Below are 16242 nucleotides of genomic sequence, written 5' to 3' on the forward strand. Positions count from 1 at the left end.
CCCTAGACGTTCGTGACGCCAAAACCTGCCGCGTCCATTTGACGCATAAACGACGGCATCTCCCCCGTCGCGGCGCAGGCGGCAATCTGATGCAGAGCCCCGGCAACCGCATCATCTGCCGCAGCGCCAATATGCCAGCGTGCGGCAGCCGTAACGGCCTCGTTGGCATTGGCGACTGCAACGGAGTTAGGAACGGCATCGATCATGGGCAAATCGTTATCAGAATCGCCGAATACGGCCACCTCGTCGGGCGTCAAGCCCAAAGCGCGCGCCAGCTCCAGCGCAGCGCAGCCCTTGTCCCAACCAGCCGGAAGGATGTCGAACAGGCGCACTCGGTTGTTGGGAAACACAAGCGAGAGTTCCGGCACCTCAGCGGCAACGCGCTCACGTAGCTCCGCGAGCTCCTCACGCGAACGGGCACTCCAGATATTCGCCTTAAACACCGACGCGTCATCGACGACGGGACGACATGGGGCCTCTTCGCCTTTGAGCCACGCGTTGCCGCCCGACTCCATGGCGCGACGAACGCGCTCGGGGTCACTCGTCACACAATGGGCATCGTTGCCCCAAAAGTCATCGCCCAGGCTGTAGACTTTTAGAAATGTGTCGTCGGTCTCTTGCTCCAGATAGTCGGCCAAACGCATCAGAGCATCGTTGTCGATTGCGCGCGAGGCGACTACTTCGCCGTCAACAAACATCACCTGGCCGTTACAGAACGCACCGGTCGAATAACACCCGGAACGGTTTTTGAACATCCAGCCCATCGCGGACGGCTGACGACCCGAAACCGGCCCAAAGTGCAAACCCGCCGCCTGCATGGCATGAATACCCTCAATGGCGTAGTCGCTGGCGCCGTCATGCCCGGCTGGAATCAGTGTATCGTCCATATCGGTCAGCACAAGTTTGATCATAGAGTCCCCCAGTCGTTTTCATCGTAACCATTGTACCGATGCGCTAGTATAGGGAACAACAGATTCGATGCGGGAGTGCCGACGGTGCAAACCACAAGGCTGAGAGGGCATGGGGCCCAATCCTTTGAACCTGTCAGTTAATGCTGGCGTAGGGAGCATGCCGCCTTTACAGGGGCGCTGTCTATGCACAGCGCCCCTTTTCTATGCCAAGGAGGCATGTGCAGTGATTGATTCGGAACAGCTTAAGCAACACGTGGTCAAGGCCGTGGAGGAGATTCGTGCCACCAATCCCATGGCAGGCTCCATCACCAACACGGTGACGATTGACTTTGTCGCCAACGCGCAGCTCGCCGTGGGCGGTTCGGCCGCCATGGTCTATCTGCCCGACGAGGGCGAGGCACTCGTTGCCGGCGGCGGTGCCATCTATCTCAACATGGGAACGCTCTTCCCCATCTACGAGGAGACGATTCCCCGCGCGGCCAAGGCGGCACACGACGCCGGCAAGCCCTGGGTGCTCGATCCGGTGGGCCTGGGCATCGGCAGTCTGCGCACCCAGCTGGTAAACGAACTCAAGCAGTACAAGCCCGCCATCGTGCGCGGCAACGCCTCCGAGATCATTGCGCTCGCCGGCCTGTGGGGCCTTGAGGGCGAAGCGGCCGATCTGAGCCGCGTGCGCGGCGTCGATACCACCGACACGGTAGACGCCGCCCGCGATGCCGCCGTGGCGCTCGCCCGCTACACCGGCGGCGCCGTAGTGGTCTCGGGCGAAGTCGACCTGATTACCGACGGCACGACCGTGGCCAAGTCCCACGGCGGCAGCCCGCTCATGTCCAAAATCACCGGCTGCGGCTGCTCGCAGGGCGGCGTGCTGGCCGTGTACGCCTGCGCCGCCGACCCGTTTACGGCAGCCGTCTGCGGCACCGCCGTCTACAACGTTGCCGGCACGCGTGCCGCCGCCGTCACCGATGCCCCGGCAAGCTTTAAGGTCGCCTTTATCGACGAGCTCTACCGCGCGACCGCCCAGGATATTGCCGACAACCGACTCGACCTCGAGGAGGCATAAGCCATGTCCGAACCCGCAACCGCTCCCGGCATGAACACACTCGTCGCCGTGGCCATCGCCCCGTGCGGCACCGGCGATGAGCTGTCCGCCGAGGTCGCCGAGGTCGTGCGCGTCATTCGCGAGAGCGGCCTTCCCAGCCGCACCACCTCGATGTTCACCGAGATCGAGGGCGACTGGGACGAGGTCATGCAGGTCGTGCGCGACGCAACCTTTGTGTTGGCGAGCAAGGGCATCCGCACCGAAGTCGTGCTCAAAGCCGATATTCGACCCGGATTTACCGACACCATGACCGGCAAACTCGAGCGCATGGAAGCGCAGATCAAAAAGCAGGAGGAAGCACGATGAACATCCGCGACAACCTTGATATCTCGGCCTATCTGGTACTCGGCCCCGAAAACACGCTCGGGCGCCCCGTGGGCGATGTGGTGGCCCAAGCACTCGACGCCGGCTTTACCTGCATCCAGGTGCGCTCCAAGGTGGCAAGCGCCCGCGAGATCATTGCGCTGACCGGCGACGCCGCGCAGGCAATCGCACAGGCTGGCAAGACCGGTCAGGTCGCTTTGCTGATTGACGACCGCCTGGACTGCGTACTCGCCGCGCGCGAGCAGGGCATTGCTGTCGACGGCGTGCACGTGGGTCAGAGCGACATTCCCGTCGAGGTCTGTCGCAAGCTGCTGGGGCCCGACGCCATCGTGGGCCTTTCGGCCCGCTGCGAGGAGATGCTCGAGTACGTCAAGACCGCCGACATGAGCCTAGTCGACTACCTGGGCATCGGCCCACTCCACGAGACCGAGACCAAGCGCGACTGCGGACGCGCGGCCGACGGCTCTATCATCACCAAGAGCTTTGAGGACCTGACCGCCCTCCATGCGGCAAGCCCCGTGCCCATCGTGGTGGGCGGCGGCGTCAAGACGGCCGACCTGCCACAGCTCAAGGCAACCGGCGTCGACGGCTTTTTCGTGGTGAGCGCCGTCTGCAGCGCCGATGACCCCTACGCCGCGGCCAAGGAGCTCGTCGACACCTGGCAGCAGGCATAGGCATAAGCCGAGCAGCCGATCCGCAGCCTCACATCTTCAGCAATGGAAAGCGCATCCCAGTTTGGACCTCCATTCCGGGATGCGCTTTCCGCCGAGATGGCGGCAGCAGCCTCTACCCTGCCAGATATGCCTCCAGTGCGGGCAGCGTCGCCTCCGCATCGCGACGGCCGATCTGGTAGATGCGCTCAAGTTCATCGGGCTCGCGACACAGCGACGGCACCTTCACCGATTCGCTCGGCCGCACCACAAAGATCTCGCCGGCAGCCTCGCGACGTGCCAGGTCATCGAGCGTGGCATTGTAGACCTCATGCCGATGCTCAAGCGCTGCGACAAACTCCGGATAGTGACGGAACACGCGCCGTAGCATGGGCATCACGCTGTTGGGCTGCTTCACAAAGCCCGCCGGCTGCGTGAGTACCACGATATTGCGGTCATACCCCTGCGCAAACAGCCAAGCGCTGGGAATGGAATCGGCCACGCCGCCATCCAGGTACTTGCGGCCCTCAATGGCGACAGGACGCGTCGCCACGGGAATCGCCGACGACGCCCGGATCCACTCGATATCGCGCTCGTCGCCATAGGGCAGGTCATGGTAGACGGCCTGCCCCGTCTCGATATCGGTACACACGCACGTAAATCGCATGGGGCAGGCGCGATATGCCTCCAGGTCGATGGGATCGCGCTCGATAGGCACCTCGTGATAAGCAAAGTCGGCATTGAACATATCGCCGGTTCGCAGCCAGCTGGTCACGCTCGCATAGCGCTTATCGGCGCAATAGGCCTTGTTATAGCGAATGGCGCGGCCGATCTGGCGCGATTTAAAGTTGTAGCCAAACGCCGCGCCCGCCGAGACGCCCACCATATGGTCGCAGGTCAAACCGTGCTCCATCCATACATCGAGCACGCCCGCCGTATACATACCGCGGTAGCCGCCTCCCTCGAGCGCCAGCCCCACCGTGCGCGTCATATTTGACTGTGCCATGCGACCATCTCCGTTCCTGCGTTTTAAAACGGGACAAGTATACCCGTCAACATATATCGTCCCAGTCGCATTTTTATCGAACATCTCATCGTCGCGCTACCGCTTGTCGAATAATAGCCGCCCACAGCATGTGCACCCATATATAATTGTGCACTATTGTTTACACTACTCAGCTGTTATCAACAGCGAACATTAGCCGGCAAATTAACTCAACAACGCGGCAAGGCGGGGGCCTGGATACATGCAAAGCGCTGAGCAACGATGCATGTACACAACGAGCTCGCCCGACGCAATCCGCCCCGACCTCAGAAAGCCGCTTAGAACATGGATACTGTCAGCAATTACACCGAAACGCTCGAAAAGACCGTCCGTGACCTTCTCGAGCGGCAGGAGGATCTGATCAGGACTGCCTTTACCGACCAGCTTACCGGGCTTGGCAACCGTGGCGGCTTTGCCCGTTCCCTCGAGGAGCTCTGGGAGCAGGACGCCCCCGTTACCATGGCGTTCATCGATATCGACAATCTCAAGCACTGCAACGACGTCTTTGGGCATGACGAGGGCAACCGCTATATCTTGCAGGTAAGTCTCTATCTTAAGCTGTATATGAAGGTGGGCGAAGCGGCGTTTCGCATAGGCGGCGACGAGTTTGCCATCCTATCTACGATTGCAACCGAGGACGACCTCGCCGAACGTCTGAAACACTGCCGAACGGTTCTGCTCAAAAACAACGATTCCGAGATGCCCCACTCGTTTAGCTACGGAGTGTCACATGCCGACCCCGCCCTGGGCGAAGCTTCCAATCGCATGACGCTCGATGCCGACCATCGCATGTACGACTACAAGCTACGTCATGCCATGCACCTCGATCGACGCAATATCACGCAAGTCCACGCCGACGACTTCGAAATAAGCGATCGTATTTTCGACGCCTTTTCGATGCTCAACGAGGGCCGTTATTTCTTTATCGAGAACTTGGACAAACATCGCACCCTTTGGTCACAAGGTGCCTTGCGCGATCTTGGCCTTCCCTCGGAGCACATAGACAACTGTCGCGATTACTGGAAAACGCGCGTCCATCCCGACGACCTTGAGGCCTGCATCAACGACATCGACCAAGTCTACAACGGCACCAAGCACCGTCGCGTCATGCAGTATCGTGTGCGCAACGCCGTCGGTGACTACGTCCTTTGCCGTGCTCGCGGGTTTCGTATCGACGGCGACGGAAATGTCCCCTCGCTCTATGTCGGCGAGCTCGTCAACCACTCACTTGCCGAAACCGTCGACGCCGCCACAGGCCTCGGAACGCAGCGCATGCTGGCCAACGCCATCGACGCCTGCCGCCGCGATCGTTGCGAGACAGGGCTTATAGCGGTGCGCGTTCGTGGCACGACAAAGCTCAACGAGCTCTACGGGGCCGAGGCTGTCGACAACATGCTTGCCGAATACGCTGGCCGCATGCTGTCGATCACCCGCGGCAGGAGCCGGGTCTACCGTTCACGAAGCGTCCAGTTCGTCGTGCTCAGCAACGACCTAGACCACAAGGCATTCGAGCAACTGACCCGCCACCTTAAAGAGGCCGTTTTCGCTCCTGTTCGAATCGCAGGCGACACCATTACTCCCGTCTGCCTTGTCGTCCCGGCCTTTTACGAGCACTTAACCCATCAAGCGACCGCCGTTTTAGGCGAACTCGACCGTCGCCTTCGCACGGCCGGCGGGCTTGTTCCCAACGACAGCCTCCCCATACCCGAGGCGGAGCGCAAAAGCGCCATAGCCGAACGTATCGACTCGCTCACGGGCCTCTATCGACCCAGCGAGTTTATGCGGCGCGCCAACGCATTTCTCGAGGCAAGGCGCAACGGCACCTGGTGCATCGCCACGGTCGACATGGGCCACATGCGCCTGTTTAATGAATGGCACGGCCAAGCCGAGGGCGACCGCGTACTCGCCGATGTGGGCACGGTCCTCAAGGACATCGAGAATGCCGACATGGGCGTCGCAGGGTACTGGGGCCAAGATGACTTTTGCGTACTCATCCCCTTTGAGCACGACACCGTCCATAAAATCTATAACCGCGTTCGCGAAGCCGTGGCCAAGCATGATAACGGCGTAGGTTTCTGGCCGTCCATGGGTGTCTACCCCATCGACTCCAACGAGGAAATCACCATCGATGCACAGGCCAAGGCCATGTTTACCAATCGGCGCGCGAAAAACGACTTTAAGGATCGCATTGCCGTCTTTCGCCCCGAGGAATACAAGCGCGAGGTTGCGTTTCACCGCACCCTCACCGAGTTCCAGTATGCGCTCTCAAACGACCGCATCACCTACTACCTGCAGCCACTGGTTGATATGGAAACCGGCGAGATCATTGGCGCCGAGGCGCTCACACGCTGGATCGACAAAGATGGATCGTTAATTCCGCCCGCGTCCTTTATCCCGGCGCTCGAGGAAAGCGGCTTTGTGGTGACGCTCGACAAGTATATTTGGCAGGGTGTCGCCTCGTGGCTGCGCAAGCGCATCGACCAGGGGCTTCGCGTAATTCCGATTTCCCTTAACGTGTCGCGTGTCGACATCATCGCCTGCGATGTCGCCAAGCACATGAGCGCACTGGCTGCTCAGTACAACCTGCCGCCCGAGCTCATGCGCATCGAAATCACCGAAACCGCCTATACCGGAGAATCCGAGGCGGTGGACAAGCTGACGGCAGACCTGCATAATCAGGGCTTTTCGACCTATATGGACGACTTTGGCACCGGCCAGTCCACGCTCGCAATGCTCAAGAACGTCAACGTCGATGTTATCAAGCTCGACCGCACCTTTTTGCCTGATGGGAAAACCGACAACCGGAGCTCCCGGATCGTGTCGTCTATGCTCGAGATGGCGCAATCGTTGCACCTGCCCGTTGTGGTCGAAGGCATCGAGACAAATGAGCAGGCACAGCTGCTGCGCCAGATGGACGCCCGCTACGCACAAGGGTTCCTCTACCACCGTCCCATGCCGGTGGAGGATTTTGAGGCATTGTTCGATGGTGGCAAAAACAACTGATACGCTCGCGCGCAAAACACCACCGTCTAGGGGAGCATTTGTCCCCATTGGCTAACTCATATCCCCAATTCAAACCGAATTGGGGATATGATACGGAGCATCCTGTCACCCAAGGAGGTTATCCATCATGAACGAGTCGTATCGCCTGGGCGAGCAATCAATCATTGCCCATCTTCAGCGACTCGCGAACGGGGTCTCAACCGCCGAGCTCGACGTTGACGCGCTGCCCACGGAGTTGCGCGCCGTCGGCGAGCAACTGCAGAAAACGCTCGCCGTCTTGCAACAAGAACGCCAGCTGCTTGAGCGCAGCGCCTATATCGATTCGCTCACCAATCTTGGCAACCGCGGTGGACTCGACCACCATGTCGATCAGCTCTGGCTCAAAGGCGCCCCCTTCACCTGCGCCTATATTGACATCGATCACCTCAAGCACTGCAACGATAAGTTTGGCCACGCCGAGGGCAACCGCTATATTCTGGGCATCTGTCGTGCGCTCACCGAAACCATGGAGCACGATGACCTGCTGTTCCGTATCGGTGGAGACGAATTTGTACTCGTGTCCCCCACGACAGGCGAAGCCGAGCTCGAGCAGCGCTTGGAGCGGACACGCACCGATCTTGTCGAGGCAACATCGGACGGCAAGGCGCCCATGATCGCCAGTTTTAGTTTTGGTTGCTCGCACGTCGACCCGCTTGCAGGCGATTCGCGTCGCCAGATGACAATGGATGCCGATCGCAAAATGTATCGCTACAAGCTCATGCACCGCGTGCAGCAACCGAAAGACAATGACGTGCCACAACACCCAATCGTCGATCAGCTTCCCTGCAACGACCGGGTGTTCCAAGCGATCTCCATGAGCTCCGAGACGCGCTATCCGTTTATCCTTAACCTCGATACGGGAGAATCGCAATGGTCGGTTAACGCCGTGCGCGATTTTGACCTGCCCTCCCAGCACCCTTTCAACTCGGTCGATATGTGGCTTGCTCGCGTCCACCCCGAGGACCGCGACAACGTACGCGCCGAGCTCGACATGGTGATAAACGGCACATGGCACTTCCACTACATGCAGTACCGCGTTATGGATGCTACCGGAGCGTACGCGCTTTGCGACTGCACGGGCTACCGCTTGGACGGCACCGATACCGAGCCCAACATGTATGTGGGCACTATCATCAACCGAAGCCTAGCAGATACGACCGACTCGGTAACGGGTCTGGGCGATGTCCACGCCCTGGTCAACGCTATTGGAGAGATGCGCCGCGTGCCGCGCGAGGCTGGCTTTATTGCCATTAAGGTCGACGATATCGCCGAGGTCAATGCCCGCTTTGGATTCGACGCAGGCGACCGCGTGCTCGCCGAAAGCGCCGCCTGCCTCATGGATTGTTCGCGCGGCAAGGGCCGCCTGTTCCGCTCAACAGGACCGACATTCGTGGCGCTTTTCGATGAGCTCGGCCCCGAGGCAATCGACGAGATCGCAAGCGACATCGAACGGTTCTTGGGTTCTCCCGTGCTCATCGGCTCGCTTGAATATCAGCCGCCCATTCGCGTGGCCACGCTCCATCTGGACGGCGTCGACCGTCAGCCCGTTTCCATTTTGAACGAACTCAAAGCGCTGCTTAAAGAGGCGCCGCAAGTACCGGGCACCAAGCTGGACTAGCGTCGTGGGGCGCATGATGGTTAATTTCCGATCTCAACCGAACACATTGAGCAAATAGGTCGTACCCGCAGTTAGCCGAACGCCCCCGCAGTCCCTCCCGGGGCCCGGGAGCACCGTTTTCGATACTCTTGGTTTCCTTCACCCGATGCAAATAAGTGCTCAACAACATAAAACCTATCCCCCGCCACGGATATGCCCTCGAGTAAATCTGTTAAGCCAACCCTATCAAATTCTTTTGACAATTGGCTGTATTGGTCCATTTTGTCGTCCATCCCGCTTCCGCTGGCTATCGCCTCATAAACACAAACCTAACGAGCCGCACGAACGACAAAGAGGCCAAGCTGAACAGAAGTAGAACCAAAACTTCAAAAACACTGGTATTCCAATCGCGCACCCAGCCCTCTACCGCCCACAAGAAAAACAGCAGCCCCATCCATAACGTCACAGAAGAAATCAACTTTGCGTAAGGGCGTATATCAATCCCGCTCTCCCTTTTTGTGACATCATATCCAGCAATTGAGCTGAGCCATCTTCCTCTTCTGTATTGGATTGAAAGAAGAATCAGGGCAATCGAAGTTATCAAGCAGACAGCATCCTCTGTTTCCATAGAACTTCCTTTGCTTTCCGTCCTAGCTGCGCGTTCACAATCGAATCAAACCAAGTGTGAATTACTCGATAGCAACCGCCTTAGTATTAATCATAGCCTCCGCAGCAGCCCGCCTTCCAAGACCTCAAAGCTCGCCATCGAGGGCGGCCCGCCCAGACCCCTTACAATCTGCTCGCACGAGGCCCCGCACTCCAACATCCTCTAGACCGTATCCCGCACGTACCTGGTGGGCGAGCCTGCCGTGGGCCCTCGGGGCCGGCATCGCGCCCCACGCCATCCGCCCGCTCGTGCGATAATCCTCTGCAGAAGTCACCAACAGCAGAGGGAGTTTGTGATGAAGGTTCTTTTGGTCAACGGCAGCCCCAAGGCAAACGGCAACACCGCTCGCGCGCTTGCCGAAGTCGCCGAGCAATTGCGTGCCGAGGGTATCGATACCGAGGTGTTCCAGCTGGGCGCCAAGCCCATTCGCGACTGCATTGGCTGTGGTCAGTGCGGCAAGCTCGATTGCCGCTGCACCTTTGACGACGACGCGGTCAACGAGCTCATTGCCGCCGCCGAGCAGGCCGACGGCTTTGTCTTTGGCTCGCCCGTCTACTATGCGCACCCCAGCGGGCGCATCCTTTCGGCCCTCGATCGCGCCTTCTATGCAGGCGGGCACGCCTTTGAGCACAAACCCGGCGCCGCAGTCGCCGTCGCTCGTCGCGGCGGCACGTCGACCACGTTCGATGTGCTCAACAAGTACTTCACCATTAAGCAAATGCCCGTGGTTGCTTCCACCTACTGGAACAACGTGTTTGGCCGCGTGCCCGGCGACGCCGATGGGGACGCCGAGGGCCTTGCCACCATGCGAAACATCGGCAAAAACATGGCCTGGCTCCTGCGCTGCATCGAGGCGGGACAAGCCGCCGGTATCAACGCGCCCGAGGCAGATCGCGCAACGACCAACTTCATTCGATAGAGCGGCGGGGCCATGAATATTCAAATCTTCGGGACTAAGAAGTCGTTCGACACCAAGAAGGCCCAGCGCTATTTTAAGGAGCGCCGCATTAAGGTGCAGTTTATCGACCTTAAGGAAAAGGAGATGAGCAAGGGCGAGCTCACGAGCGTGATGCAGGCGGTCGGCGGTATCGACAAACTGCTCAACCCCAAAGCCAAGGACGAGGAGACGCTCGCGCTCATCCAGCACCTTACCCCTAGCCAGCGCTTCGACAAGCTGCTCGAGAACCAGCAGGTTCTAGCCGAGCCCATCGTGCGCAACGGCAAAAAGGCCACCGTCGGTTATTGCCCCGATGTATGGGGAGCCTGGGAGTAGCCTGTGTTATTTGCCAGCCCGTGGGTATAAGAGCAGACGTTTGGCATATGATTCAACTGTAAGCCATGTCTAACAAAGGAGGGCACATGCCCAACAAACCCGTGAAGATCATCATGCTTACCGGATACCTCGGTGCCGGCAAGACCACGCTGCTCAACCACATCCTCGCTAACGACGGCGGCATCCGCGCCGCCGTGATCGTCAACGATATCGGCGAGATCAACGTCGACGCCAGCCTCATCGCCGACGGCGGCCTTTCCGAGACCGACGACCTCATCCCGCTCACCAACGGCTGCATCTGCTGCACGCTTTCGGATGACCTGGCCAACCAGCTGCAGGGCATCGCCGATTCGGGCAACTTCGACTACATCATCATCGAGGCATCGGGCATTTGCGAGCCTATCCCCATCGCCTACACCATCTCGAGCTTCTGCGACGAGGCTAAGGTGGGCGGCGAGCCCAAGCTCGCGCTCGACAACATCGTGGCTGTGGTCGACTGCGCCCGCATGTACGACGAGTTCAACGGCGGTCGCGACCTGCTGGCCGAGGATATCGACGAGGACGACATCGAGAGCCTGCTCATCCAGCAGATCGAGTTCTGCTCCACGCTGATCCTCAACAAGACCGATACCGTCACGCCTGAGCAGATCGCCGAGCTCAAGGCCATCGTGCGCAGCCTGCAGAAAGACGCCGTAATTGTCGAGGCCCAAAACGGCGAGGTCCCCATGGAGGAGCTGCTCGATACCGACCGCTTCGACTTTATGCGCGCCTACAACTCCGCCGCCTGGATCGAGGCCATGGAGCATCCCGAGGAGCACGACGACCCCGAGGTGCTCGAGTACGACATCGAGACCTTTGTGTACTCGCGCCGCAAGCCGTTTGACCTGCAGAAGTTCACCGATTTTGTTGAGCAGGAGTGGCCCGACGAGGTCATCCGCGTCAAGGGCCCGCTGTGGCAGACCGGCGATCCGGACATGTGCTACATGTTTGAGCAGGCCGGCCACCAGATGCGCCTGATGGAGAACGGCCTGTTTGTCGATTCGGCGCCCGAGGGCGAGAAGCAGAAGATCATCGACGAGAACCCCGAGATCATGCAGATTTGGGACGATGAGACGGGCGACCGCATGACGAGCCTGTGCATCATCGGCCGTCACATGGACAAGGATGCGCTCATCGCCTCCCTCGATGCCTGCCTGACCGACTGGCACCGCGCCTAGGTTTATCCAAGCGGGCATTTTTCCGCCCACGTAACCGCCTAACCACCACGAAGGTACCCTTCGTGGTGGTTTTTCGTTCTGAGCCAAGGAGATTCATGTTCAATATCGTGCTGTATGCACCCGAGATTCCGGCCAATACGGGCAATATCGGCCGTACCTGCGTAGTCACCGGCGCCCATCTGCATCTGGTGGAGCCACTGGGCTTTTCGCTCGATGACAAGACGGTACGTCGCGCCGGCCTGGGCTACTGGCAAAACTTGGACGTGACGACCTATGCCGGCTGGGAGGATTTCCTTGCGCGCAACGGCCTCTCCCCCGCCGACGAGCGCCTGCATCTGCTGACCAAAAAGGCGCGCCGAACCTATGCGCAGAGTACCTACCGCGATGGCGACTACCTGGTCTTTGGCAGCGAGAGCTCGGGCATTCCCGAGGAGCTGCTCGCCGCGGCGCCCGAGCGCTGCGAGCGCATCCCGATGCTGCGCGATTGCGATTCGCTTGACAACGCCGAGGCATGGGAAGCCCACGAGGAATCGCTCGGGCATACCGAGGACGACCACGAAGCCATCCTTCGACAGGATATCTGCGGCAACTTCATCAATCCGGACGACTACCGCATCAGCGCCCTCAACCTCTCCAACAGCGCCGCCATCGTCCTCTACGAAGCCCTGCGCCAGACAGGCTTTCCGGGAATGTGACAAAGGGACTGTCCCTTTGTCACATTCGGTTATAGGTAGCGACCGGTAATGCCTGCGGAGCAGGCTGCGATGTCGCCCGGCGTACCGGCGCAGACGATTTGCCCGCCGGCGTCGCCACCGCCCGGGCCCATGTCGATCACGTAATCGGCGTTGCGGATAAGGTCGAGGTCGTGTTCGATCACGATAACCGTGGCGCCCTTGGCAACGAGGCCGTCAAACACACTCAGCAGCACCTGAACATCGAGCGGATGCAGACCGATCGTGGGTTCGTCGAACACAAACACGGCGTCATCCTGTACGCGGCCCATCTCGCTCGCAAGCTTGAGCCGCTGAGCCTCGCCGCCCGAAAGCGCCGGCGTGGGCTCGCCGAGCGTGAGATAGCCCAGCCCCAGGTCGTGCAGGGTCTGCAAGCGCGCCTGGACTTTCTTGAGTCCTATCGTGGCGTCGAGGGCCTCGTCCACACTCATGTCCATGATCTGCGGCAACGTAAGCAGGCTCCCATCCTTGCCCTCACGATGGATATGCGAGGCCGCGTCGGCGTAACGCGAGCCGCGGCATGCAGGACAGACGATCTCGACATCGGGCAAAAACTGCACGTCGAGCGATATCGAGCCCGTGCCATCGCACGTAGGGCAGCGCAAGGTGCCGGTGTTGTAGCTAAAGGCACCCGCCTTATACCCTGCCGCCTTGGCCTCGGGCGTACGGGCGAAGGCGCGGCGCAGCTCATCATGAATATCGGCATAGGTCGCCACCGTCGAGCGCACGTTGGCGCCGATGGGTGTGGCGTCAATCAGATTTGTACGGGCAATGCCTTCGGCATCGACCCAACGCACGTGCCCCGGCAAGCGCTCGCCAGCTGCCTGCGCCTTGAGTGCCGGGATAAGCGTCTCGAGCACCAACGTCGTCTTGCCCGAACCCGAAACGCCCGTCACCGCGACGAGACGGCCGCGCGGGATATCGACTTCGAGCGGCTTGACGGTATGGATGGTATCGGTCGCCATGCGGATGTGGCCCTGGTCGAACATTTCGTTGTCAGTCACCTGCGGACGCAGGCGCTTGGAGTCCGAGCACAAAAACGGCGCGATGCGGCTGTCCTGCAACTGCTCGACCTCGTCCACCGTACCGGCGGCGATTACATGGCCGCCGCCTGCTCCGGCAACGGGGCCCATCTCGACCAGATAGTCAGCTTCCGCCAGCACGCGTGTATCGTGATCAACGACAACCACGGTGTTGCCGTCATCCACCAGATCGCGCATCACGCCTACCAGGCCGTCGACATTGGCAGGATGCAGGCCGATCGAAGGCTCGTCCAGCACATACAGCACGCCCGTCGACCGGTTGCGCACCACGCGGGCGAGCTGCACACGCTGGCGCTCACCCGTGGAGAGCGTAGCACCGGCGCGGTCGAGCGAAAGGTAATCGAGGCCCAGGTCGACCAAGCGACGGGCGGTGCTCAAAAACGAATCGCAGATATCCGTTGCCATGGGCTGCATCTCGGCTGGCAGCGCTGCAGGCACGCCGCGCATCCACTCAATTGCCTCGCCCAGCGTCATGGCCGCTGCCTGCGCCAGATTGATACCGCGCACCTGGGGCTGACGCGCAGCCTCGGAGAGACGGGTGCCGCCGCAGTCACGGCACGGGCCCTCGCGCAAAAAGCGAGCCACGCGCTTAAGTCCCTTATCGTCCTTAACCTTGGCGAGCGCATTCTCGACGGTATAGACGGCGTTGTAATAGGTAAAGTCGAGCGGCGTGGCACCCTCGCCGTTTTTGGGAACGTAGAGAATATGCTTCTTAACCGCCGGGCCGTGAAACACAATGTCGCGCTCTTGAGGTGTGAGCTGGTTAAACGGCACATCGGTACGCACGCCCATCTCGCCGGCCACCTGCTTCATCAGGTCCCACATGAGCGTGCCCCAGGGAAGCACCGCGCCTTCGTTGATGGTCTTTGACTCGTCGGGCACCAGGCTCGTCTCGTCCACCTCGCGCATGACACCGGTGCCGCCGCAGGTGGGACACGCGCCGCCGCTGTTAAAGGCAAGGTCCTCGGCACTCGGCGCGTAGAACTCGCGGCCGCATGCGGGGCACGTGAGCGACAGGCCCGCAGCCACGTTAAGGCTCGGCTCCACACGCGCCCCACAATGCGGGCACACGTGATGGGCGCAGCGGCTAAAGAGCAGACGCAGGCTATTGTTGAGCTCGGTCATGGTGCCAAAGGTCGAGCGCACGCCCGGCACACTGGGACGCTGATGCAACGCGAGTGCCGCCGGTACGTGCAGCACTTCATCCACCTGAGCGTGCTCGGCCTGGGTGAGCCGTCGGCGGGTATAGGTGCTGAGCGCCTCCAGATAGCGACGCGAGCCCTCGGCATACAGAACCCCCAGCGCCAGCGAACTCTTGCCCGAACCCGACACGCCGGCAATGCCCACGAGCTTTCCCAGCGGAATATCGATATCGATGTCCTTGAGGTTATGGACGCGCGCGCCACGCACCTCGATAGCCTGCGGGCTCATCTTCTGTTCCGTCACTTTTATCACCCTACTCATGCCATAAAATGCGTTCGCGGATGTACTCGCCCAGCATGGGCACGGCAAACCGGACGAGGCCGTATCCGGCGGCCTCGATGACGCGCTCGCGAATCAGGCTTGCGCGATATTTACTCGCCCAGCTCTGGGTACGGTCGCAGCGCTCGATGATATCCGCCATGAGCGTCGGTTTGCCCTCGTCAACCGCCATGGCCTCGATAAAAAGGCGCTGTGGACTGCGCAGCCCGTAATACAGGGGCGCATCGACCGCTTCGTAGAACTCGGAGACGGCATCCGCATGGCCATCCTCGACATCGCACCTTTCAATGACCTGCGAGTTGCGCCGGACAGCAGAGCGCCACATGTAATATCCCACCAGCTGAACCATATAGGGATGCCCCATACTCTTGCGCGCCGCAAGGTCCGCCGTCTCCGCGTCAACGTAAAGACCAGCGTCTTTAACCGTCTGGATATATGAATCGCGCACCTTGGGCAAAGATATCGCCCCCAGCGTACGCTGCTGGGCACGCCGCAAAAACGTCACGCTCGGCTCTTCGAGCAGGTCGTCAACCATACAGGGCAAGCCAGCGAACGCCAGCGCAAGACCGCGCTGGTCGCTATCGGACAAGCCCGTGACATCCTGATCTCCGAGCACCTGCTGATAGAGAACGGCAAGAGCCGCCAGCTCCTCGATAGACGCCGATTGCGCCTCGTCAATCGCAAACAGTATGCCCTTTCCCGGCTCGAGCCTCTTGAGGCGCTCGTCGACCAGCCCTCGCAACGTCTCGCCCTTTGCTCGCGCCGCCTCGACCGACATCCGGCCAAACGACGGACCGAACTCCATTGACGTCACAACGGGTTTATTCGAGCGAAGCGCGTCGGCCAAGCGGTCGCACAAGCCAAGCGAGGCGGAATCGGAGACAACCGCCCATCCGCGCTCGCTGGCGAGACATTGCAACTCCCGCAGGAGAACTGTTTTGCCACAACCGCGGTTTCCCGTAATGAGCATGAGCCTGCCCGGCGCTCCGGCGCCGTTATCGAGCCCTTCCTCAAAATCTTCGATGACCGACTCGCGGTCAATGAGTATCGGAGGCCGCTTACCTGCCGTTGGCTTAAAGGGATTTGGATTCATGTCGGCCTCCTCGGATTGGCAAACGCTGCTAATAGTTATACCAACTTATACCGAGTTATACCAAT

14 protein-coding genes and 1 riboswitch are annotated in these 16242 nt (G+C 60.3%); of the genes, 9 read left to right on the forward strand and 5 right to left on the reverse strand.

The features are described from left to right. Positions 1-2: 2 nt before the first annotated feature. Positions 3-911 (reverse strand): HAD-IIB family hydrolase, encoded by a 909-nt coding sequence (locus DW913_RS04335; protein ID WP_117769837.1) that lies wholly within the window; start codon positions 909-911, stop codon positions 3-5. A gap of 61 nt (positions 912-972) precedes the next feature. Continuing rightward, a riboswitch (TPP riboswitch) is annotated at positions 973-1083 on the forward strand. 51 nt (positions 1084-1134) lie between these two features. Between DW913_RS04335 and thiM the strand changes: the two genes are divergently transcribed. Genes thiM through DW913_RS04350 form a run of 3 tightly spaced genes read left to right on the forward strand, consistent with a single transcriptional unit; the run spans position 1135 to position 3011 of the window. Next, the gene (thiM, locus tag DW913_RS04340) at positions 1135-1974 is read left to right on the forward strand and encodes a hydroxyethylthiazole kinase (protein WP_117797695.1); all 840 of its coding nucleotides are present in this window, start codon (positions 1135-1137) and stop codon (positions 1972-1974) included. A 3-nt stretch (positions 1975-1977) separates the two neighbouring features. Next, positions 1978-2319, forward strand: a complete 342-nt coding sequence (locus tag DW913_RS04345; protein ID WP_233541993.1) for a thiamine-binding protein — start codon at positions 1978-1980, stop codon at positions 2317-2319. Then, positions 2316-3011: a thiamine phosphate synthase gene (locus DW913_RS04350; RefSeq protein ID WP_117797696.1), complete on the forward strand. Its 696-nt coding sequence runs from the start codon at positions 2316-2318 to the stop codon at positions 3009-3011. Before DW913_RS04345 ends, DW913_RS04350 begins: the two co-directional genes overlap by 4 nt. Positions 3012-3123: 112 nt before the next feature. On the opposite strand, the gene DW913_RS04355 is transcribed toward DW913_RS04350, so the two are convergent. Continuing rightward, positions 3124-3993, reverse strand: a complete 870-nt coding sequence (locus tag DW913_RS04355; RefSeq protein WP_199580753.1) for a patatin family protein — start codon at positions 3991-3993, stop codon at positions 3124-3126. A gap of 324 nt (positions 3994-4317) precedes the next feature. On the opposite strand from DW913_RS04355, the gene DW913_RS04360 reads away from it, so the two are divergent. Next, positions 4318-7035 (forward strand): EAL domain-containing protein, encoded by a 2718-nt coding sequence (locus DW913_RS04360; protein ID WP_117797697.1) that lies wholly within the window; start codon positions 4318-4320, stop codon positions 7033-7035. A 127-nt stretch (positions 7036-7162) separates the two neighbouring features. Beyond that, complete coding sequence (locus DW913_RS04365; protein WP_117797698.1) at positions 7163-8692, forward strand: diguanylate cyclase domain-containing protein; 1530 nt, start codon at positions 7163-7165, stop codon at positions 8690-8692. Positions 8693-8978: 286 nt separating this feature from the next. On the opposite strand, the gene DW913_RS04370 is transcribed toward DW913_RS04365, so the two are convergent. After that, complete coding sequence (locus tag DW913_RS04370; protein ID WP_117797699.1) at positions 8979-9299, reverse strand: hypothetical protein; 321 nt, start codon at positions 9297-9299, stop codon at positions 8979-8981. A 334-nt stretch (positions 9300-9633) separates the two neighbouring features. On the opposite strand from DW913_RS04370, the gene DW913_RS04375 reads away from it, so the two are divergent. The 4 genes from DW913_RS04375 (at position 9634) to DW913_RS04390 (ending at position 12523) form a co-directional block, all read left to right on the forward strand. Next, on the forward strand, positions 9634-10257 hold the full coding sequence (locus DW913_RS04375) for a flavodoxin family protein (RefSeq protein WP_117797700.1): 624 nt from the start codon (positions 9634-9636) through the stop codon (positions 10255-10257). A gap of 12 nt (positions 10258-10269) precedes the next feature. Beyond that, positions 10270-10611 carry an arsenate reductase family protein gene (locus tag DW913_RS04380; RefSeq protein ID WP_022093957.1) on the forward strand — a complete coding sequence of 114 codons (342 nt, stop codon included), beginning with the start codon at positions 10270-10272 and terminating at the stop codon, positions 10609-10611. A gap of 86 nt (positions 10612-10697) precedes the next feature. Next, complete coding sequence (locus DW913_RS04385; protein WP_117797701.1) at positions 10698-11828, forward strand: GTP-binding protein; 1131 nt, start codon at positions 10698-10700, stop codon at positions 11826-11828. Between the two features lie 95 nt (positions 11829-11923). Next, positions 11924-12523: a tRNA (cytidine(34)-2'-O)-methyltransferase gene (locus DW913_RS04390; RefSeq protein WP_117797702.1), complete on the forward strand. Its 600-nt coding sequence runs from the start codon at positions 11924-11926 to the stop codon at positions 12521-12523. 29 nt (positions 12524-12552) lie between these two features. Here DW913_RS04390 and DW913_RS04395 read toward each other — a convergent pair whose 3' ends face one another. Together DW913_RS04395 and DW913_RS04400 are read right to left on the reverse strand one after the other, a co-directional pair. Next, on the reverse strand, positions 12553-15066 hold the full coding sequence (locus DW913_RS04395; protein WP_199580755.1) for an excinuclease ABC subunit UvrA: 2514 nt from the start codon (positions 15064-15066) through the stop codon (positions 12553-12555). Then, positions 15059-16177 carry an AAA family ATPase gene (locus DW913_RS04400; protein WP_117797704.1) on the reverse strand — a complete coding sequence of 373 codons (1119 nt, stop codon included), beginning with the start codon at positions 16175-16177 and terminating at the stop codon, positions 15059-15061. The genes DW913_RS04395 and DW913_RS04400 overlap by 8 nt, the downstream gene beginning before the upstream one ends. Positions 16178-16242: the final 65 nt, after the last annotated feature.

It is taken from the genome of Collinsella sp. AM42-18AC (assembly GCF_003467965.1).
Lineage (GTDB): Bacteria > Actinomycetota > Coriobacteriia > Coriobacteriales > Coriobacteriaceae > Collinsella.